The sequence below is a fragment of the Nonomuraea sp. NPDC004186 genome (assembly GCF_053603495.1).
This window is the reverse complement of sequence record NZ_JBSGFQ010000020.1, coordinates 47,543-67,404: the sequence shown is the minus strand read 5'-3', so window position 1 is coordinate 67,404 and position 19,862 is coordinate 47,543. Positions and strand designations below refer to the sequence as shown.

Here is a 19,862-nt window from a genome sequence, read left to right as displayed (position 1 = left end):
GGGACAAACTGGTACGGTCTGCCTGAATGCTCCGGGGTGGCAGCGGGTCGATGCCGAATCGTCGGGATTAACCCTCGCGCGATCACCAGCTTTCATTACCCTGAGAGAGGGCCGCCGAGTCCGGTCTCTGACGGTGCAGAGCCAGCCAGGACGGACCACCAGGAAAGGGGCGGTGCTAAGTGGATCGCTGTGCGCTGTTCGTGGACGCCGGCTATCTGCTGGCCGATGGCGCGATGGCCGTGCACGGCACGCGTCATCGTGAAGCGGTTGCCTGGGACTACCCGGGGCTGCTCCAGCTGATGACCAGCCTGTCGCGCGAGCGCACCGGCCTGCCGCTGCTGAGGTGCTACTGGTACGAGGCGACGGTCGAAGGCCGTCGCACGCCGGAGCACGACGCGCTGGCCGACATACCGGGCCTCAAGCTCAGGCTGTCGCGCATCCGGCCGGGCCGGCGCGAAGGCGTCGACGCCCAGGTCCACCGCGACCTCATGACGCTCGCCCGCAACAACGCCATCTGCGACGCGGTGGTCGTGAGCGGGGACGAGGACCTGGCCCAGGTCGTGTGCGACGCGCAGGACCTCGGCATCAGGGTCAGCGTGATCCACATCGCGGCCGACGGCGGCTGGGCCGTGTCGCGGTCGCTGCGCCAGGAATGCGACGACCTGGTCGAGCTGGGCGCCGTCCACCTGCGCCCTTACGTCAGCCTCGTCGCGGGCATCGCGGAGTCGTCCAACGGGCACCAGCCGATCAGCAACGGGCAGGCCGCCCATTCGCTGCCGCCCGCCCAGCCGGCCCTGCCCCCGTCGCTGCCCCCGCTGCCGCCGTCCAGCGGCAGCCACGCCGCCGGCTCCTCGACGCCGTCCTCGTCCAACGGGTCCTCGTCCGGGCGCGGGCAGTCGTCCACGCCGCCCGTGCTGCCGACGTACGCCAGCTACCAGCCCGAGCAGCCGCCGGTCACACCCCCGCCGGCCGCTCCGGCGACCGGGCCCATCCAGTCGCAGTCGCCCAGCACCGGACAGTTCGCCAGCCCGTCGTCCAGCGGCACCTACCAGCCGGCCCAACTGGGGCCGTACACGGGGCCGCAGCCCGCGCCCGTCACCCCGCCGTCCGCGGCCACCGCCGGCGCCACCACGCTGGCGGACGCGGTCAAGTCCGCCCACCGGGAGGGGCACGACTTCGGCGAGTCCGTGGCGCGCGACGCGCCCGCGCTGTGGCTGGAGGCGGTGCTGGCGCGCAAGCCGCGAATGCCTTCGGACCTGGAGGCGCGGTTGCTGCAGGGGTCTTCCCTGCCGATCGACTTCCTGCTGCACGACGAGGTACGGCACGCGCTGAGACGCGGCTTCTGGGACGCCTTGGAACGCGCCCGTCACTGACTCACCCCCCAGCCGATCCCGCCCCGCCGGTCACTTCCCCACCTCATCGGCCGGCCCCGCCGCTGTCGCCGTGTCGCCTCGTCGGCCGGCCCTGCCGCTATCGCCGTGTCACTTCGTTCCCCACGCGACCCTCCGGCCAGGAGCTCCCCGGCCACCTCACCCCTCACTACAGGAATCCGGATTACGGCGCTTCCCGTTACGCGCCCCTCCGGACTCCTGGCCGAGCCCTTTCGCGGCCGCTCCCACCCACCGACGCCTCGCCGGCACGGCGCTTGGGAGGCGGCGGTTGCGTGGTGGTGCCTGCCCCGCCGTCATGCCCGGCGGGGGCGGGGGCGGGGGCGGGGTCAGGAGAGGGCGTCGAAGCCGGCGCGGAGGTGGTTGAGGCGGTCCGTGAGGTCGGACAGGGGGACGGTGAGGGCCGGGTCCTGGGCCTTGCGGGCCAGCTCCCGAACCCGGGCCAGCTCGTCCTCCACCGCCGTCAGCCGTCGCGACAGCTCGGGCAGCACCGAGGCTTGGTCGCCGGCCCCCGGCGGGAGTTCGCCGCTCACGCGGTCGCGGAGCAGGGACGCCTGCTCGGCCAGCCGCTTGTTCATGTTGTACAGCTCCGTGAACACCGACACCTTCGCCCGCAGGACCCAGGGGTCGAACGGCTTGGTCAGGTAGTCGACCGCCCCGGCCGCGTAGCCGCGGAAGGCGTAGTCGGGCGCGCTGTCCACCACGGTCAGGAAGATGATCGGGATGTTCCTGGTCCGCTCCCGCCGCTTGATGTGGGCGGCCGTCTCGAAGCCGTCCATGCCGGGCATGCGCACGTCCAGCAGGATCAAGGCGAACTCGGTGTTGAGCAGCGCCTTGAGAGCCTCCTCGCCCGACCTGGCGCGCACCGGCACCAGGTCGAGGGAGCTGAGGATGGCTTCGAGGGCGATCAGGTTCTCCTCGCGATCGTCGACGAGGAGAATCTTGGCGCGATCTGGCATCGATCACGACCCTTCGGCTGCTGAGGCTGACGAGTCGGACATGGACCCGCGCCCGCGGCTCAGCCAGCCGCGCAGGCGTTCGAGCAGGCGGTCCACGTCCACCGGCTTGGGGACGTAGTCGGACGCGCCGGAGGCGATGCTCTTCTCGCGATCGCCCCGCATGACCTTGGCGGTCAGCGCGATGATCGGCAGGTCGGCGAACTGAGGCATGCGCCGGATGGCGGAGGTGGTGGCCCAGCCGTCCATCTCCGGCATCATGATGTCCATCAGCACGAGCGCGACGTCCTCGTTTCGTTCGAGCTGCTCGATCCCCTCCCGACCGTTTTCAGCGTAGACGACCGTGGAACCGTGTCGTTCCAGGACGCTGGTCAGCGCGAACACGTTACGGATGTCGTCGTCCACGATGAGGATCTTGGCGCCGCTGAGCGGGTCGTCGCCCTGCCACTGGGCCGGGGTCTCCACCGGCTCGACCAGTTCGTGCATCGGCAGGTCGAGCGGCAGCGGCGGCTCGGGCGCGACCGCGGCGGCCGACTCCTCCGCCGGCGCCGTCATCAGCTGGCGGCGGGCCACGCCGCCGTCGGTGGCGGCCAGCGGGCCGGTGTAGGAGGCCGGCAGGTAGAGCGTGAACGAGCTGCCCTTGCCCAGCTCGCTGTCCACGTGGATCTCGCCGCCGAGCAGCCTGGCGATGTCCCGGCAGATCGCGAGACCCAGGCCCGTGCCGCCGTACTTGCGGCTCGTCGTGCCGTCGGCCTGTCTGAACGCCTCGAAGATGACGTCCCGCTTGTCGGGCGCGATGCCGATGCCGGTGTCGATCACCTGGAAGGCGAGCAGATCGTCGGCGCCGTGCAGGGTGTCGTCGTCGAAGTCGACCCCGGGCGGCGCCATCGAGACGCGCAGCTTCACCTCGCCCCGCGGCGTGAACTTCACCGCGTTGGAGAGCAGGTTGCGCAGCACCTGCTGCAGGCGCTGCTCGTCGGCGCGCAGCTCCTTCGGCACGTCGTTCTCGACGTCGACGCTGAACGACAGCCCCTTGTCCTGCGCCAGCGGCGTGAACGCCGCCTCCAGCAGGTCCACCATCTTCGGCAGCGACACCTGGATCGGGTGGATGTCCATCCGGCCCGCCTCGACCTTGGAAAGGTCGAGCATGTCGTTGATGAGCTGGAGCAGCGACGAGCCCGCGCTGTGGATCGTGCGGGCGAACTCCACCTGCTGCGAGGTCAGGTTGCCCTCGGCGTTCTCGGTCAGCAGCTTGGCCAGCACCAGCAGGCTGTTGAGCGGCGTGCGCAGCTCGTGGGACATGTTCGCGAGGAACTCGGACTTGTAGCGCGAGGAGACCGCCAGCTGCTCGGCGCGCTCCTCCAGCGTGCGGCGGGCCTGCTCGATCTGGAAGTTCTGGATCTCGATCGCGCGGTTCTGCTTGGCCAGCAGCGCCGCCTTGTCCTCCAGCTCGGCGTTGGATCTGCGCAACTCCTCCTGCTGGCGCTGCAGCTCGTCGGAGCGCTCCTGGAGCTCCCTGGTGAGCCGCTGCGACTCGGTGAGCAGGTCTTCGGTGCGGGAGTTGGCGATGATCGTGTTCATCGTGACACCGATGGTCTCGACGAGCTGGCGCAGGAAGTCGAGGTGCACCTCGCCGAACGGCGTGAACGAGGCCAGCTCGAGCACGCCGAGCACCCGGCTCTCGAACAGGATCGGCAGCACCACGATCTGCGCGGGCGTGGACTGGCTGAGCCCGCTGTCGATGGTGATGAACTGCGGCGGCACGTCGTCGAGCATGATGTGCCGGCCTTCGGCGGCCGCCTGGCCGACGATGCCCTCGCCGATCGCGAACCGCTGGCGCGGCCCCCGGTCGGGACGCACGCCGTACCCGCCGATCAGTATCAGCTCGTGGGCGCCCTCGGGGTCGATGCCGTAGAAGGCGCCGTAGCGGGCCGAGACCAGCGGCGTCAGCTCGCTCATCGTCAGCTTGGCCACCTCGAGCAGGTCGCGGTGGCCCTGCATGAGCCTGGAGATGCGGGCCAGGTTGGACTTGAGCCAGTCCTGCTCCTGGTTGGCCTGGGTGGTCTCGCGGAGGTTGGCCACCATCGAGTTGATGTTGTCCTTCAGCTCCGCCAGCTCGCCCTGCGCATCGACGGCGATCGAGCGGGTCAGGTCGCCGCGGGCCACGGCGCTGGTGACGGTGGCGATGGCGCGCACCTGCGTGGTGAGGTTGCCGGCCAGCACATTGGTGCTCTCGGTGAGCCGCTTCCACGTGCCCTCGACGCCCTCGACCCGGGCCTGGCCGCCCAGCTGCCCCTCGGAGCCCACCTCCCGGGCGACTCGGGTCACCTCGGAGGAGAACGACGACAGCTGGTCCACCATGCGGTTGATGGTGGTCTTCAGGGCCAGGATCTCGCCCTGGGCATCCACGTCGATCTTGCGGGTGAGGTCGCCGTTGGCCACGGCCGTGGTGACCTCGGCGATGTTACGCACCTGCGAGGTCAGGTTGTTGGCCATGAAGTTGACGTTGTCGGTGAGGTCCTTCCAGACGCCCGAGACGCCGGTCACCCGGGCCTGGCCGCCCAGCTGGCCCTGCGTGCCCACCTCGCGCGCCACTCGGGTGACCTCGTCGGCGAACGACGACAGCTGGTCCACCATCGTGTTGAGGGTGTCCTTGAGCTGCAGGATCTCGCCCTGCGCGTCAACGGTGATCTTCTTCGACAGGTCACCCTGGGCCACCGCCGACGACACGGCCGCGATCTGGCGCACCTGGGAGGTCAGGTTGTTGGCCATGAAGTTGACGTTGTCGGTCAGGTCCTTCCAGACCCCGGACACGCCGCGCACCTGCGCCTGGCCGCCCAGCTGGCCCTCCGTGCCCACCTCCCGGGCGACTCGGGTCACCTCGGAGGCGAACGACGACAGCTGCTCGACCATCGTGTTCATGGTCGACTTGAGCTCGAGGATCTCGCCCTGGGCGTCCACGTCGATCTTGCGGGTGAGGTCGCCGTTGGCCACGGCCGTGGTCACCTGGGCGATGTTGCGCACCTGGTACGTCAGGTTGTTGGCCATCGAGTTGACGTTGTCCGTCAGGTCCTTCCAGACCCCGGACACGCCCTTCACCTCGGCCCGGCCGCCCAGCTTGCCCTCGGTGCCCACCTCGCGGGCGACTCGGGTGACCTCGTCGGCGAAGGAGGACAGCTGGTCCACCATCGTGTTGAGGGTGTCCTTGAGCTGCAGGATCTCGCCCTGCGCATCGACGGTGATCTTCTTCGACAGGTTGCCCTGGGCCACCGCCGTCGCCACGGTCGCGATGCTGCGCACCTGGGAGGTCAGGTTGTTGGCCATGAAGTTGACGTTGTCGGTGAGGTCCTTCCAGACGCCCGAGACGCCGGTCACCTGGGCCTGGCCGCCGAGCTGGCCCTCGGTGCCCACCTCGCGGGCGACTCGGGTGACCTCCTCGGCGAAGCCGGAGAGCTGGTCGACCATCGTGTTGACGGTGTTCTTCAGCTCGAACATCTCGCCCACGGCGTCGACCGTCACCTTGCGGCTCAGGTCGCCCTTGGCCACCGCGGTGGTCACGACCGCGATGTCGCGCACCTGCGCGGCCACGCGGGACGACATCGTGTTGACGGCCTCGGTGAGGTCGCGCCAGCTTCCCGACATGCCACGCAGGTTGGCGCTGCCGCCCAGCCGGCCCTCGGTGCCGGCCTCGCGCGCCACCCTGGTCACCTCGCTGTTGAACAGCGCGAGCTGGTCGACCATGCCGTTGATGGCCTTGCCGAGGCGCCGCACCTCGCCCCTGGCGGACCGGTCGAGGTCGATCCGGCGCGACAGGTCGCCCTTGGCGACCGCGTCGATCACGTCGGCCGCGCCGCTCACGGGGCTCACCAGGGCGTCGATCAGCTGGTTGACCGACTCGACGCTCTCCGCCCACGCGCCGACGCCCGGCCCGGGCGTCAGCCGCTCGCCGAACCGCCCTTCCTTGACGACCTCTTTGCGAACGCGCACCAGCTCGTTCGCCAGGTGTTCGCGGCGGTCGGCCACTTCGTTGAGCAGCAGCCGGACCTCGCTGAGGATCCCGGGAGGCGCGTGGGGGACACGACGCCGGAAATCACCATCACGCCAAGAGAAAAGGGTCTCAAGGATGGGAATGAGATCCGACTCGGTGTAGGTCCTCTCCTCCGGGGTTGGCGCGGCCTTGGCCGTGGTCATGGGGCCTCCTTCACTCGCGGCGGGCTCCGGCGAGTGATACAAGTCTGTCACGATGAGTAGCTCTGAGTCCTGCCCTTGGATTTACCCCAAGTCAGCTGGAAGTGTGGTAGGCACGGTGGGATGACTGCTTCTCCCCACGCCGTGCTCGCTGCGACCTTCGCGCCGGGCGAGACCGCTGTGACGGCTGCGATGAGGTTCACGCGCGAGGTGATGACCGCGTGGGCCACCGGCGGCGTGCTCCATACCGCCGAACAAGTCGCGGGAGATTTGGCCGAACAGGTCGCTGACGAGCCGTTTGAGGTGATCTGGAAGCATCTCGGGGATGCCGTACAGGTCGAACTGAGGCAGCGAAGCCTCTCACAGGGTGATCCGAAAGCTCCTTCCGCGAACGTCGAAGAGTGGGGCGTCACCTTCACGGGCGATTCCCGTGTCCATTGGGCTAGGCTCACGCTACCTGGCTCCCCGGACAGGGTTGCCGCCGAATGGCTGGAGGAGAGCGCCCGAGGTCCGCACTGGCTCGGGTTTCTCGCTGATGCGAGTGACCTGCTCGCGGGCACGCTCGACCCAGACATGGTACCTGCCCTCGTCGCTCAGGTCGTAGTCCCGCGATTGTCCAGCTGGTGCGCCGTCTACACCTCCGACAACTCCGTCGGGCCGATGCGGCTGGTCTACCTCTGGCACGCCGACGAGGCCAGGATCGACGGGCTGCGCGAGCAGCTCGCCGATATAGACGTGGCCGCCGCCGACACCAGGGTCACCTCGACCGTCCACCTGGCCGACTCGCAGGTGCTCGCGGTGCCGCTCACGGCGCGCGGGCGGGGGCTCGGCATGATGTGCCTGGGCCGGCCCGACCGCTTCCCCGACGACGTCATCCAGTTCGCCGAGGACATCGGCAGGCGTGCCGCGCTGGCCATGGACAACGCCCGGCTCTACGCACAGCAGGCCGCCGCCAACCGGGCGCTCCAGCGCAGCCTGCTGCCGCCCAACGAGCCCGAGGTTCCCGGGCTCGACTACGGCGTCATCTACGAGCCCGCCGGCGAGACCAACGAGGTGGGCGGCGACTTCTACGACCTGTTCAAGGCGGGCGACGACTCGTGGCGGTTCGCGATCGGCGACGTGTGCGGCACGGGCCCCGAGGCCGCCGCCGTGACCGGGCTCGCCCGACACACGCTGCGGCTGCTGGCCCGCGAGGGGTACGGCGTGGCAGCGGTGCTCGGGCGGCTCAACCAGGCGATCCTGGAGGAGGGCGAGCGCGCCAGGTTTCTCACGCTGCTGCACGGCGACATCACGCCCGTGGCGACCGGGCTGGAGGTGCGCCTGGTGTCGGCCGGGCACCCCGAGGCGCTGCGGCTCAAGCCGAGCGGCAAGGTGGAGGCCGTGACCACGCCGCAGTCGCTGCTGGGGGTCTTCCACGAGGTCATGTTCGAGGCCGACACCGTGCATCTTGAGCACGGCGACGTGCTGCTGGCGGTGACCGACGGGGTGACGGAGCGGCGCTCGGGCGGACGGCTGCTCGACGACGACGGCGGGCTGGCCAAGCTGCTGGCCGAATGCGCCGGGCTGTCGGCCAGGGCGGTGGCCGAGCGCATCCGCAGGGGCGCGGCAGAGTTCGCCTCCGAGCCGAGCCATGACGACCTGGCCATCGTGGTGCTGCGCGCCCGCTAACACGCTCAATAACGCCTCCCTGTGACAGCGTCGGCACATGCTGTCACCGGGAGAGTCTGACGGTCAAGTCGATCAGTCGGGAAACTTCTTACAGTGTGTCAAATGTCACTGTGATCCAGGTGCTTCCTGGCGAATTCGAGCTGGAGGGCGGTCTGCGCGATCCGCTCCGCCACCACGAGCGAGCCGCCGATGGCGTCGTACATGTAGACCTCGTGCTCGCGCCCGTGCTCGGCCAGCTTGGCCACGTACTTCTCGATCTGGCGCAGCGGGCAGCGCGTGTCGTTCTCGCCCGCGAGGATCAGCAGCGGGCTCTTGACCTGGTCGACGTAGGTGATGGGGGAGCTGGCCGCGTACTGCTCCGGCTGCTCGTCGGGTGAGCCGCCGAGCAGCGCGCGGTGGTAGGCGCGCAGGCTCTCCGCCTCGTCCTCGTACGAGGTCTGGTGGCAGGCGATCGGCACCGCCGCGATGCCGGCCGCCCACAGCTCCGGCTGGGTGCCGAGGCCGAGCAGCGTGAGATAGCCGCCCCAGGCCGCGCCGGCCAGCACGATGCGGTTCGGGTCGGCGATGCCGCGATCGACCACGACCTGGCGTACGGCGGCCACGTCGGCCAGCTCGATGTGCCCGACGTCGCCGTGCAGCGCGTCGCGCCAGGCGGAGCCGTACCCGGTCGAGCCCCGGTAGTTGACCCGCACCACCGCGAACCCCGCGTCCACCCAGGCCGCGACCTCCGGCGAGAACGCGTCGCGGTCGTGCGCCGTCGGGCCGCCGTGCAGCAGGAAGACGGCCGGGTACGGGGCGACGCCTGTCTCGGGCTTGGAGACCAGCGCGTGGATGCGGCCGCCCTCGCCGTCGACGTCGATGTCCTCGACGGGGACGCTCGGCGGGGCGGGCGGGCCGCCGGGATTGACCACGACCTGGCCGCTGCTGGAGCGGATGACCGGCGGGCGCGAGGCGCTGGACCAGGAGTACTCGACGTGGCCGCCGGGCCGGGGAGACGCCTCCTCGATCACGCCGTGCGGCGTGTCGATGAGCGTCAGGCCGCCGCCCGCGAGGTCGTAGCGGTGCAGGTACGTGCGGGCGCGGTGGTCGCGCAGGATGAGCAGGCCGCGGCCGTCGTCGTACCACTCGGCGTTCAGGTCGCCGGGGTCCCTCAGCCAGATCTCGCGCTGCTCGCCGCTCACCGGGTCCCAGACCAGGGGCTCGTGGCGCTGGCGGCGCTCGTGCAGGGCCAGCAGGCGGCGGTCGCCGACGACGGGGGCGAAGTGCAGGCCGGTGACGCCCTTGGTGGGCCCGTCGTACAGCTCGGCCACCGTCTCGCCGCTCGGGCGGACGACGCGGAGCGCGGGGTGGCGGAAGTCGCCGTACTCGCCGTGGTTGATCGCGATGAGCGAGCCGTCGAGGGACATGTCGGCCACCCAGGCGGCCTCGCTGTGCTCGTACAGGAGACTCGCCGGGCCGCCGACGCGGACGACATGGATCCTGAACGTGCCCTCGCTGGCCATGCTGATCGCCGCGACGCCCGTCGTGGACAGGGCGAGGCCGCCGGGCTGGCCCGGCGGCAGGTCGGGGGCGACCGGCTCGTTGGGGCCGCCGGCGAACGGCTGGCGCCACCACACGCCGAACTCGTCGCCGGCGGTGTCGGCGAACCAGTAGATCCACTGGCCGGTGGGGTCGATGGCGGCGTACGCGGTGCCCTTCGGGCGGTCGGTGACCTGGCGGACGGCGCCGCTCACGCGGTCCCAGGCGTAGACCTCCCAGGTGCCGGTGGCGTTGGAGCGGTAGATGGAGCGGTTGGGGGCCTGGCGTGCCCAGGACGGCAGCGTCATGCGCGACGCGCGGAACCTGGCCTGCCAGCGTTCCTCCGCCTTCATCCGGTGCGCCCCCTCCCATTGATGTCCCGTGCCTCCGGGCGCGGGATGCCGTCCAGTATTGCGCGTGTTCCGGGGAAAAACTCAGGGAATGTGGGGGAATTTCGGACTAAATGCCCCATCAGTAACACCAGTCCCACATGCCCGTCAAGGAACGGGTCTTGATCGGGGTACGGGCTCGAAGATAGACAGGTGAAACGCTGCGTGCGTTACTACTTTTTGCTGTCTGTTCATGGCATTTCGGGAGATAAATCCCGCTATTCGCCTGTCGAGCTCGGCCGGGTCGGTATGCCACGCACTCGGGCCCATCCCGACCACCTGGGCGATGCCGTCATGCCCCAGCTCCATCTCGAACTCGACCGAACGTCGCTCCACCTCGGTGAAGCCCTCCAGGCTCCGCGCCAGCCTGCGGTCCTTCTCGTCGTCCACGGAGAGCAGCCCGAGCTCCTCGACCAGCGGGCTCAGATGCCGCGCCGCCGGGGTCACGACCACCGCGACGCCGCCGGGCCTCAGGATCCTGCCGAACTCGGGCCCGTTCCTGGGCGCGAACACGTCCATCACCACATCGGCCACCCCATCCCTGATGGGGAGCGGACGCCACACGTCGGCCACGAACGCCCCTGCCCTGGGATGCACCCGCGCCGCCCGGCGTACAGCGTGCTTCGACACATCGAACGCCATCCCGATGCCATCGTTCACCGCGTCCAACGCGGCCGCCAGGTAGTGCCCGGTGCCCGCGCCTGCGTCGACGATCAACGGCGCCGCCCTGCCCTCCGCGCGACGCTCACCGTCGATTTCCGGCTCGTACGCGGGATCCGTTGATCCAGCGCCGTAACCGGCCTCCACTCCCGCCCCACGGTACGCCCTCAGCCCCGTGCCGTCATTCGTTTCGGTGGAGTACTCACGTTTTGCTGGAACGTTCTTGCTGCACGCGTACTTTCGTACAGTTTCTGCTACTGCGTCGTGCAGCGGTGCGTAGTGGCCCGCGTCGAGAAATTGCGCCCGCGCGGCCACCATCTCGGGGCTGTCGGCCGTTCCCGGGGGTTTGTTGCCGACCAGGAGGCTTACGTAGCCCTGCTTGGCGATGTCGAAGGCGTGCCCTTGAGCGCACCGCAGCGCGCCGGCGTCGAGCCGGAGGGTGGCTCGGCAGACGGGGCACGCTAGGTATTCGACGATATCGGCCAGCATGCCGCCCATTCTCGTCCACCACCCCGGGACCCTCCCCACGGGGCGGGGCTTGGCTCCTGACGTGCGCCTCACCACGCCGCCGATCGGAGCGCGCGTTGGGTGGGGGTGTGCGTCCTTTGAGGGCGGTTCCGGTGAAGGGGGCGGGCGTCTCATGGGGGCGGTTCCGTTGTGAGGTGGCGCGCCGGGGTGGGGGGTCAGGCGGCGGTGGTGGCTTCGAGGAGGAAGGCGGCGTTGGAGGGGGTGGCGCGGAGCTTGTCGACGAGGATCTCGAGCCCCTGCCGCTTCTCCAGGGAGGTGAGCATGCGCCGCAGCCGCCACACCACCTGCCGCTCCTCCGTGTGCAGCAGGATCTCCTCCCGCCGGGTCCCCGAGGCGTCCAGGTCCACGGCCGGGAAGAGCCGCCGCTCCGCGAGCTCGCGGACGAGGTGCAGCTCCATGTTCCCCGTCCCCTTGAACTCCTCGTACAGGTTGTTGTCCATCCGCGACCCCGTGTCCACCAGGGCGGTGGCGAGGATGGTGAGGGAGCCGCCGCCCTCGACGTTGCGGGCGGCGCCGAAGAAGCGCTTGGGCGGGTACAGGGCCCCGGCGTCGATGCCGCCGGTGAGGACCCGTCCGCCGCCGGGCGCCAGGTTGTTGTACGCCCGCCCCAGCCGCGTCAGCGAGTCGAGCAGCAGCACGACGTCCCGGCCGGACTCGACGAGCCGCTTGGCGCGTTCGATGGCCAGCTCGGCGACGGCGGTGTGGTCGCGGTCGGGGTGGTCGAAGGTGGAGTAGAAGATCTCGCCGGAGATCGTGGCGCGCATCTCGGTGACCTCCTCGGGCCGCTCGCCCACGAGGAGGACCATGAGGTGCACCTCGGGGTGGTTGCGGGTGATCGCGGCGGCCAGCGCCTGCAGGACCATGGTCTTGCCGGCCTTGGGCGGGGCGACGATGAGGCCGCGCTGCCCCTTGCCGATGGGCGCGAAGAGGTCGATGACGCGCGTGCTGAGCGACTCGGTCTCGATGCGGAGCCGCTCGGTCGGATGTACGGGTGTCAGCTCGGCGAACCCGGGCCGGTCGCGCCACTGCGCGGCGCCGTTGACCGAGGTGACGCCGACGAGTTTGTTGCCGGCGAACGACGCGACGACGTGGTCGCCGGGCCGCAGGTCGAACTGCCGTACCTTGTCGGGCGTGAGGCGCACGTCGCCGGGTCCGGGGAGGTGCCCGGCCCGGAGGAACGCGGATTTCTCGCGTACGTCCAGGAGGCCCTCGACCTGGCGGACGGGCACGTCCGCACGCTGCTCAGGAATGTGTACAGACATGGTGAAACCCCTTTGGGGGAATGCGCCGGACCAGCCCGAAAGCGGTCGGGCGCGGTGCGAAAAGAAAGGAAGCCGGGCCCCTCGAGAGAACCGGGGCGAGACTCAGATGAAGATCAGCGGAGCCGAAGCTCGACGCCTGGTGGCAAGATACCACACCATCTGGTCCAGTCAACGCCTAGCCCTCTTGGGCTATTCCCGGACCGTTCTCGGAGTTTCTCCCACGGACGCGGGCAGGGGGGCATGACAATGTTCTTCTCGGCACCGTACTGCGAGGAAAATTACCGCACCCGGTGTGCCGGAGGGCATAGGGCCCCCGTCGAAGCAGCGCCATCGTGTCAAGTGACATGCAGGACCCCTGCAACTCGGTGAGGGTTCCATAGGACCAACAGAAAACTCCTTGGGGGAGCACCATGAAGACCGTCAACCACTGCCCGCGGTGCCACCACGAGCTCGACGAGGGCCCGATCGTGTACAGGTGCGCGCACTGCTGCCGCGCCGTCTACGCGGCCGACATCGAGAACGAGTTCGTTCCGCGTCAGCAGCAGGTAGCCGTAGCCGCCTAATCTGGGCGAGTGCCGCATACATCTATAACAGTGTCCGGCGTCGAGGTGACGCCGCTCTGCGACGCCGTAGGTCCCATGGGAGCGGCGATCCGCCGCCCGCTCGCCGAGATGTTCCCCGATTCCGGGCTCCAGGACGAGCCTTGGGTCCTGCACTTCCACTGCTATCTGATCCGCGACGCGGCCGGTCGGCTGACCCTCGTCGACACCGGCATCGGTGACGAAGACTCACCGGCCGCGAGCTGGGCCCCCGTTCCCGGCACCCTGGCCGGCGAGCTGGCCGCCGCGGGCGTCTCGCCCGCCGAGATCGGCACCGTCGTCCTGACGCACCTGCACAGCGACCACGCCAGCGGCGTGGTGACCGACGGCAGGCCCGCGTTCGAGAACGCCCGGTACGTCCTCCAGCAGGCCGAGGTGGACGCCGCGCAGGGCCTCGTGCTCGACCGGCTCCTCACCCCGATCAAGGGGCAGTTGCACGTCGTAGAGGGCCACGCCGAGGTCTCACCGGGCGTCCACGTGCATCACGCGCCCGGGCACACGCCGGGCCACCAGATCGCCAGGGTCGGCGACGTGGCCATGACCGGCGACCTCGTGCTCCACCCGGTGCAGCTCGACGACCCGGCCGTCCGGTACGCCTACGACGACGATCAGGAGACGGCCGCGCGCACGCGGACGGAGGTGCTCGCGGCGCTCAGGGCCGAGCGCGCGATTCTCGCGACCGCTCACTTCGGCGAGCCGTTCCTGCGTTTGTGACGTTTTCCAGGCACGATGTGTAATCATGAAGATACGCATTGTGACTGGTGCCGCACTCGGCGCCGCTCTGGTCGTCCCGTCGGCGGCGTGGGCGGCGCCCACGCCTGATCTGTCCGGGGCCGCCGTCTACGCGGCGGCAGGCAACCAGCTCAGCCGATACACGGCCGCCGGCGAGTGGCACCAGCTCGCCAGCTTCGGAGCCACGCAGTTCGCCGCGTCGCCCGACGGCACGAAGGCCGCCTGGATCACTGAGAGCGGCAACCTCAACATCAGGCAGCGCGGCAAGACCAGCACGATCGTCAGCGGTCTCCAGGGCAGTACGCCGTGCCTCACTCCGGTCTGGTCCGCCGACTCGACCAAGGTGGCCTACCCGAGCGCGAACGGCACGATCAACGCCGTCCGGGCCGACGGCAGCAACGCCCCGCACAAGCTGGGCGTGTCCAAGGGCGTCTGCCACCTCGCCTGGGCGGGGAACGGGCGCTATCTCGCCGGCTACACCAGCACCGGCGACGCCCTCTACCGGCTCGACACCAAGACGGGCAAGACCGCCATGGTCAAGAACGTCAAGTCCATCAACCACGTGCAGAGCCTGTCGCCCGACGGCAGCAAGGCGGTCGTGGCGTTCCCGGAGGGCGCGCAGGCGTCCGGCACCAGGACCTGGCCCACCACGTTCAAGCCGGTCATCGTCGAGGTCCCGACGGGCAAGAGGCTGAAGCTGCCGGCCAAGGGCAACGCGATCGGCGCGTACTACCTGCCGGACGGCCGTCTCGTGATGCGGATGGCCGCCGCGCCCGCGCAGCCGGGACACGCGGGCGGCCACACGGCCGCCCACGCGGCCGGCCACGCCCACAACACGCTGGTCGTGTTCGACAGCGCGGGCAACGAGATCCAGCGGCTGGCCGAGCCGGCCAAGGCCAAGAACCAGGCGCTGCTCCAGGTCGTGTCGTAGGGGCTACCGCCCGCTCATGACCGGCTGATCCGCCAGGAGCGACGAGGGCAGGGAGGCGATCGCGGTCAGGCCGCCGTACGGGGAGGGCGCGAGAGTGACCTTGATGCCGTGTCTGGCCGCGAGCCTGCTCACCACGAACAGGCCGAGCCGGTCGCTCTGCGCCAGGTCGAACTCCGGCATCTTCGCCAGCCGCTCGTTGAGCTCGTCCAGCTCGGCCCTGACCAGGCCGAGACCGCGGTCCTCGACCTCGATCATCAGACCGTGCGGGGTGGTCGAGGTCCGCAGGTCCACCCTGGTCTGGGGCGGCGAGAAGAGGGTGGCGTTCTCGATCAGCTCGGCCATCAGGTGGGCCACGTCCGTGACCACCGCGCCGTGCAGCGCGACCGGCGGCGGCTGGAGGATCTCGACCCGCTCGTACTCCTCGACCTCCGCGACGGCCGCGCGCAGCACGTCGAGGATCGGCACCGGGTTGCGCCAGCCGCGCCCGGGCGCCTGGTCCGACAGGATGATGAGGCTCTCGGCGTGCCTGCGCATGCGCGTGGTGAGGTGGTCGAGCTTGAACAGGTCCGCCAGGGCCTCGGGCTCCTCCGTCGCCCGCTCCATGCTGTCGAGCTGGAGCAGCTGCCGGTGCAGCAGCGACTGGTTGCGCCTGGCCAGGTTCACGAAGACCTGGCTGACGCCGTGCCGGAGCCGGGCCTGGCTCATCGCGGCCGCGACGGCCGTGGACTGCACGTCGTTGAACGCCTGGACGATGTCGCGTACCTCGGAGGTGCGGGACTTGACCTCGATCGGGGCGACCTCGTCGGCGGTGGGCGGGGCGGTGTTCGTGCGCAGCCGCTTGACCAGGCCGGACAGCCGCACCTCGGCCAGCTCCGTGGCGGCGTCGCGGAGCCCGGCCAGCTCGCGCACCAGCCGCTTGCGGAAGCGCAGCGAGAGCATGATCGACGCGATGACGGCGATCAGGCCGAGGCCGCCCGCGACCCCGATCTTGATCAGCATGCCGATGGCCGCCGGGGTCACCCGGCTCACGAGGCTCTTGACGGCCTGGGCCTGGTTGCGCTCGACCGCCGCCCACAGGTTCTGGCCGTCGACGGGCCAGGTGGCGGCCGTGACGGGCAGGCCGTTCGTGGCCGCCTGGCCCCGGATGGCGTCCTCGGCGTCCAGGAACTCCTTGTAGACCGGTGACTCGGCCAGCCGCGCGTACGGGCCGCGCAGGTCGCGGTCGAGGTGCGAGAGCGCCTGCGAGAACAGCAGCCGCCTGGTGGCCACCATCCCCGTGAACGCCTCGTGCTCCGCGGGCTCGACCCGGCCCCTGGCCAGCACGATCGCGACCATGGCCCGCTCCCTGGACAGCACGTCCTTGGCCTCGCCCAGCATGGTCACCGCCCTGGCCTGCTTGTAGAGGGCCATGTCGGGCACCAGCACCATGGCGTCGTACATGCGGAAGGACGCGTCCACGATCTGGCTGTAGCCGTCGATCACGTCGAGCGGCGCCACGGTCGTGCCGTCCACCTCGCGGCGGACCTCCGCGAGCTGGTCGAGCTTGGTGTTGAGCGTGACGAGCTGCGCGGTCATCTCCGGTGACAGGTCACGCTGGTTCTTGGCGAGCGTACGGAACGAGGTCACGGCCTGGTCCGTCTCGCCGCGCTGCTTGGCCATCTTGGCGGCGCCCTGCCCGCTGACCAGGAACTCCACGGAGACCAGCCGCTCGTCCTGCAACTCGATGTTGACGCGCTCGGACGGGTCGGCCAGGTTGGTCGCCAAGTCCTTGATCGACAGCAGGCGCATGCCATCGCCGCCGGTCAGGCCCGCGGCGAACGCCCACAGGCCCACGAGGGACAGCAGCGGGACGAACAGGAGGACGAGAAGTTTCACGGCGATGGGGCGGCCACGCGTGGGGGGCATGCGACCTCCGGGTGCAAGATGAGATCGCCTCGCAGAGTACACCCCCTTTTGGAAGGATTTCTGTGCGTCTTCCGCGTTCTTTCTCCGGCTGGACCATCGCGGTCTTCGGATTCCTCGCCTTCGCGCTCGGCCTGCTCGGGTTGGTCTCACCCGACTCGCTGCTGGCCATGCTGGGTTTCGAGGTGCTCGATGTCCGTCCCGCCGGTGACTACACGCTGGTCTATATGGCCGCCTCGTCAATGGCGGCGGTGAACATGGGCGTTTATTACGTTTTCGCGGCTTCTCACGACTACACGCCGTTTTTCCGGTGGACGGTGCCGTTCAGGCTCGTGACGTTCGCGGTCTTCACCACGCTGGTGCTGACCGGGGCCGCGCCGGCCAAGTTCTTCGGCGTCGGGCTCTGGGAAGGGCTCGGCGCGCTCATCACGGGGTTCGCGCTCTGGCGCGAGGGCAAGCTGGTGCCCTCGCGCCAGTGACTCACGGCCTGGCCTCCTCCGAGTCGCGCGCGACCAGTCGGTCGCCCGGCTCGGGGGAGTGTCGCAGGCGCTTCTCCAGCTCGCGCTTCTCGTCCTCCAGCCGGGCCACCCGGTCGGAGGCCTCGGCCCTGGCGCCCTGCAACCGGCGGCGGCGCCTGGCGGACCTGCGCGAGCCCGAGCCGATCAGCCAGAGGCCCAGCGCCAGGACGGCCATGGCCGCCGCCCCGGCGAGGAACATCTCCACCTGATTGGGCTCGAAGGTGTACCCGAACAGGATGTACCTGGCGCTCTCCTCGGTCAGGACGAGGGCCACGGCGCTGCCGGCGAGGAGGACCAAGAGCACTCCAAGCAGAATCATCCAACTCACCCCTTGTCGTAAGAGCCCGTTTCCACTGCCCTGTCGGGGATGAGGTATGCGCCAAGATTGCAATCATGAGACCCGAGCCGGGGCAGGTGCTCCACTTCTCCGAGGACCCGACGATCGAGCGGTTCGTCCCGCATGTGGCGCCGACCTCGATCTTTACGGAGTCGTACGTGTGGGCCGTCGATCGCGACCGCTGCCCCGACTACTGGTTCCCGCGCGCCTGCCCGCGGGCCATGGCCTGGGTCGGGCCGCGCACCACCGAGGAGGACACGGCCCGGATCGTCGGCGCGGGGTGCGGCGATCGCGTGCACGCCATCGAGTACGGCTGGCTCCAGGCGGTCAAAGACGTCCGGCTGTACGCGTACCGGCTGCCGGCGGACGGCTTCGCGCCCATCGGCGACCCGCCGACCGCCGTGGTGTCCACGGTCGCCGTGACGCCGCTCGGCCCGCCGGAACGCGTGGGCGACCTGTTCGAGCTGCACGAGGAGGCGGGGATCCAGCTCAGGGTGCTGCCCAGCCTGTGGCCGTTCTGGGACGAGGTGATCGCCAGCACGCTGGAGTTCAGCGGGATCAGGCTGCGCAACGCCCGTCGATGAGGGCCTGCAGGGTCTCCAGCGGCATCGAGCCGGGCGGCCGCTTCTCCTGCGCGAACTTGTTGGCCTCGCGCCGCAGCACCTCGTTGACCGGGGTGGGCACGCCGTGCAGGCGGCCGAGCAGCACGATCTCGCCGTTGAGGTAGTCGGCCTCGATGGAGCCGCTGCTCCTGGCCAGGCTCTGCCACGACGACCCGCCGCCGCGGACGATGCCCTCGATGGGCCGGACGTCCACCTGGTGGCCGCGCAAGCTCGCCTCTTCCTCCGGCGTGGAGTACGTGATCCCGGCCCGGTCGAGCAAGGCTTTGGCCTCGGTCCTGGCCGCCTCGACGACCTTGTCCCTGCCGGGAACGTGGCCCACGAGCGCCTCCACGGCGTTGCCCAGGTTGCTGAGCAGCTTGCCGTGCTTCCAGCGCATGACGTCGGTCTGGGTCAGGCCCACCAGGCCGTGCTTGCCGAGGTCGCCGGCGATCCGCTCGGCGAGGTCGTCCACACCCTGGGGATAACGTCCGACGTGGAGCAGGCCCGAGTACGGGTGCCCGTGGGCGGCGACGACGCCGGGCTCCAGATGCTGGGCCGGCAGCCACACGCAGATGCCGTAAACGCGGTCGAACCGCCGCAGGACCATGCGCTCGTTGGCGACGCCGTTCTGGGCGCAGGCCACGGGCAGGTCGGAGGGCCAGCCGGCCAGCGCGGAGACGGTGTCCTGGGACTTGGTGGCCAGGATCAGCACGTCGTCGTCACGCGCGGGGACAGGGCCGTCGGCGACGGGGATGTCGAGGGTCTCGGTGGATTCGGGGGTGATCAGGCGCAGGCCGTCACGCTTGAGTGCCTCGTAGTGGGCACCTCTCGCGACGAGGAGAACGTCGTGCCCGCCTTGGTGGAGGCGGGCACCGATGGTTCCGCCGACTGCTCCGGCCCCGATCACTATGTAGCGCATTGTCCAAGGATGTCACTTTGCGAGGGCGACCTGGGTCTGCGCCGGCACGCCGGCCCCCCGCATACGCTCCCGCATGATCGTCTTGAGCACGCGCCAGCCGTCGCGCACCGCGTTCAGGTTGCTCACGCCGTGGATGCGGGAGCGCTCGTGGCTGGGGACCTCGTGGATGATGAGGCCGGCCTGGGCGGCGCGGACGTTCATCAGGGTCTCGATCTCGAAGCCGTCGCAGTCGAGCTCGAGGGAGTCGAGGTGACGGGCCCAGAAGGCGTTGTAGCCGTAGCAGAGGTCCGTGTAGCGGGTGCCGTAGAGCAGGTTGGTCATCCCGGTGAGGACCTTGTTGCCGAGCGAGCGGATCGGACTGAGGTCGTCCGAGCCGCCACCAGGGGCGTACCTGGAGCCCTTGGCGAAGTCGGCGCCGTTGAGGAGGGTGGAGACGAAGGAGTGGATCTCCCGGCCGTCGGTCGAGCCGTCGGCGTCGATCATGACGATGATGTCGCCGCGGGCGGCCTGGAAGCCCTCGATGAGGGCGTTGCCCTTACCGCGCCGGCTCTGCACGACGACCCGGAGGTCGGGGCGCAGCCTGCGCGCTACGGCGATGGTGTCGTCGGTCGAGTTGCCGTCGACCAGGATCACCTCGTCGATCCAGTCGGGCAGCGTCGCGAAGACGTGGGGAAGGTTCTCGGCCTCGTTCATCGCGGGGACGATGACACTGACACTGACGCTGGCGGCGAAAGGCTGCTTGTTCATGGAATCAAGATGACTCCC

The 19,862-nt window shown here is 69.9% G+C and carries 16 protein-coding genes; 7 read left to right on the top strand and 9 right to left on the bottom strand.

Annotated features, from left to right (window positions below; genetic code table 11):
* The first annotated feature begins 179 nt into the window (after positions 1-179).
* A complete protein-coding gene (locus tag ACWEPL_RS18700) occupies positions 180-1,373 on the top strand; it encodes an NYN domain-containing protein (protein ID WP_363977100.1) in 1,194 nt (397 codons plus the stop codon).
* 344 nt (positions 1,374-1,717) lie between these two features.
* Here ACWEPL_RS18700 and ACWEPL_RS18695 read toward each other — a convergent pair whose 3' ends face one another.
* Both ACWEPL_RS18695 and ACWEPL_RS18690 read right to left on the bottom strand, forming a co-directional pair.
* Positions 1,718-2,347 carry a response regulator gene (locus ACWEPL_RS18695; protein WP_363977097.1) on the bottom strand — a complete coding sequence of 210 codons (630 nt, stop codon included), beginning with the start codon at positions 2,345-2,347 and terminating at the stop codon, positions 1,718-1,720.
* A gap of 3 nt (positions 2,348-2,350) precedes the next feature.
* Positions 2,351-6,535 (bottom strand): HAMP domain-containing protein, encoded by a 4,185-nt coding sequence (locus ACWEPL_RS18690; RefSeq protein ID WP_363977094.1) that lies wholly within the window; start codon positions 6,533-6,535, stop codon positions 2,351-2,353.
* A 609-nt stretch (positions 6,536-7,144) separates the two neighbouring features.
* On the opposite strand from ACWEPL_RS18690, the gene ACWEPL_RS18685 reads away from it, so the two are divergent.
* Positions 7,145-8,200, top strand: coding sequence for a PP2C family protein-serine/threonine phosphatase (locus tag ACWEPL_RS18685; RefSeq protein ID WP_363977091.1), 1,056 nt, complete (start codon positions 7,145-7,147; stop codon positions 8,198-8,200).
* Between the two features lie 98 nt (positions 8,201-8,298).
* On the opposite strand, the gene ACWEPL_RS18680 is transcribed toward ACWEPL_RS18685, so the two are convergent.
* The 3 genes from ACWEPL_RS18680 to rho form a co-directional block, all read right to left on the bottom strand.
* Complete coding sequence (locus tag ACWEPL_RS18680) at positions 8,299-10,071, bottom strand: S9 family peptidase (protein ID WP_363977088.1); 1,773 nt, start codon at positions 10,069-10,071, stop codon at positions 8,299-8,301.
* 144 nt (positions 10,072-10,215) lie between these two features.
* A complete protein-coding gene (locus ACWEPL_RS18675) occupies positions 10,216-11,265 on the bottom strand; it encodes a putative RNA methyltransferase (protein ID WP_452436920.1) in 1,050 nt (349 codons plus the stop codon).
* 185 nt (positions 11,266-11,450) lie between these two features.
* A complete protein-coding gene (rho, locus tag ACWEPL_RS18670) occupies positions 11,451-12,557 on the bottom strand; it encodes a transcription termination factor Rho (RefSeq protein WP_452436919.1) in 1,107 nt (368 codons plus the stop codon).
* A gap of 410 nt (positions 12,558-12,967) precedes the next feature.
* Here rho and ACWEPL_RS18665 point away from each other — a divergent pair, with 410 nt between their 5' ends.
* Genes ACWEPL_RS18665 through ACWEPL_RS18655 form a run of 3 tightly spaced genes read left to right on the top strand, consistent with a single transcriptional unit; the run spans position 12,968 to position 14,819 of the window.
* Complete coding sequence (locus ACWEPL_RS18665; protein ID WP_363977080.1) at positions 12,968-13,120, top strand: hypothetical protein; 153 nt, start codon at positions 12,968-12,970, stop codon at positions 13,118-13,120.
* 30 nt (positions 13,121-13,150) lie between these two features.
* A complete protein-coding gene (locus tag ACWEPL_RS18660) occupies positions 13,151-13,870 on the top strand; it encodes an MBL fold metallo-hydrolase (protein ID WP_363977077.1) in 720 nt (239 codons plus the stop codon).
* A 25-nt stretch (positions 13,871-13,895) separates the two neighbouring features.
* Positions 13,896-14,819, top strand: a complete 924-nt coding sequence (locus ACWEPL_RS18655; protein ID WP_452436918.1) for a hypothetical protein — start codon at positions 13,896-13,898, stop codon at positions 14,817-14,819.
* A gap of 3 nt (positions 14,820-14,822) precedes the next feature.
* On the opposite strand, the gene ACWEPL_RS18650 is transcribed toward ACWEPL_RS18655, so the two are convergent.
* Positions 14,823-16,724, bottom strand: a complete 1,902-nt coding sequence (locus tag ACWEPL_RS18650; protein WP_452436917.1) for a sensor histidine kinase — start codon at positions 16,722-16,724, stop codon at positions 14,823-14,825.
* A gap of 62 nt (positions 16,725-16,786) precedes the next feature.
* Here ACWEPL_RS18650 and ACWEPL_RS18645 point away from each other — a divergent pair, with 62 nt between their 5' ends.
* Positions 16,787-17,200 carry a hypothetical protein gene (locus ACWEPL_RS18645; protein ID WP_313044104.1) on the top strand — a complete coding sequence of 138 codons (414 nt, stop codon included), beginning with the start codon at positions 16,787-16,789 and terminating at the stop codon, positions 17,198-17,200.
* 1 nt (position 17,201) lies between these two features.
* Here the strand turns inward: ACWEPL_RS18645 and ACWEPL_RS18640 are convergent, their stop codons facing one another.
* The gene (locus tag ACWEPL_RS18640) at positions 17,202-17,558 is read right to left on the bottom strand and encodes a hypothetical protein (RefSeq protein WP_350732641.1); all 357 of its coding nucleotides are present in this window, start codon (positions 17,556-17,558) and stop codon (positions 17,202-17,204) included.
* A gap of 74 nt (positions 17,559-17,632) precedes the next feature.
* Here ACWEPL_RS18640 and ACWEPL_RS18635 point away from each other — a divergent pair, with 74 nt between their 5' ends.
* Positions 17,633-18,160 carry a DUF6886 family protein gene (locus ACWEPL_RS18635; protein WP_363977066.1) on the top strand — a complete coding sequence of 176 codons (528 nt, stop codon included), beginning with the start codon at positions 17,633-17,635 and terminating at the stop codon, positions 18,158-18,160.
* Here ACWEPL_RS18635 and ACWEPL_RS18630 read toward each other — a convergent pair.
* Both ACWEPL_RS18630 and ACWEPL_RS18625 read right to left on the bottom strand, forming a co-directional pair.
* Positions 18,135-19,097 carry a ketopantoate reductase family protein gene (locus ACWEPL_RS18630; protein ID WP_350732643.1) on the bottom strand — a complete coding sequence of 321 codons (963 nt, stop codon included), beginning with the start codon at positions 19,095-19,097 and terminating at the stop codon, positions 18,135-18,137. The two genes, ACWEPL_RS18635 and ACWEPL_RS18630, sit on opposite strands and share 26 nt — an antisense overlap.
* Positions 19,098-19,109: 12 nt before the next feature.
* Complete coding sequence (locus ACWEPL_RS18625; RefSeq protein WP_449962165.1) at positions 19,110-19,844, bottom strand: glycosyltransferase family 2 protein; 735 nt, start codon at positions 19,842-19,844, stop codon at positions 19,110-19,112.
* Between the last annotated feature and the right edge of the window lie 18 nt (positions 19,845-19,862).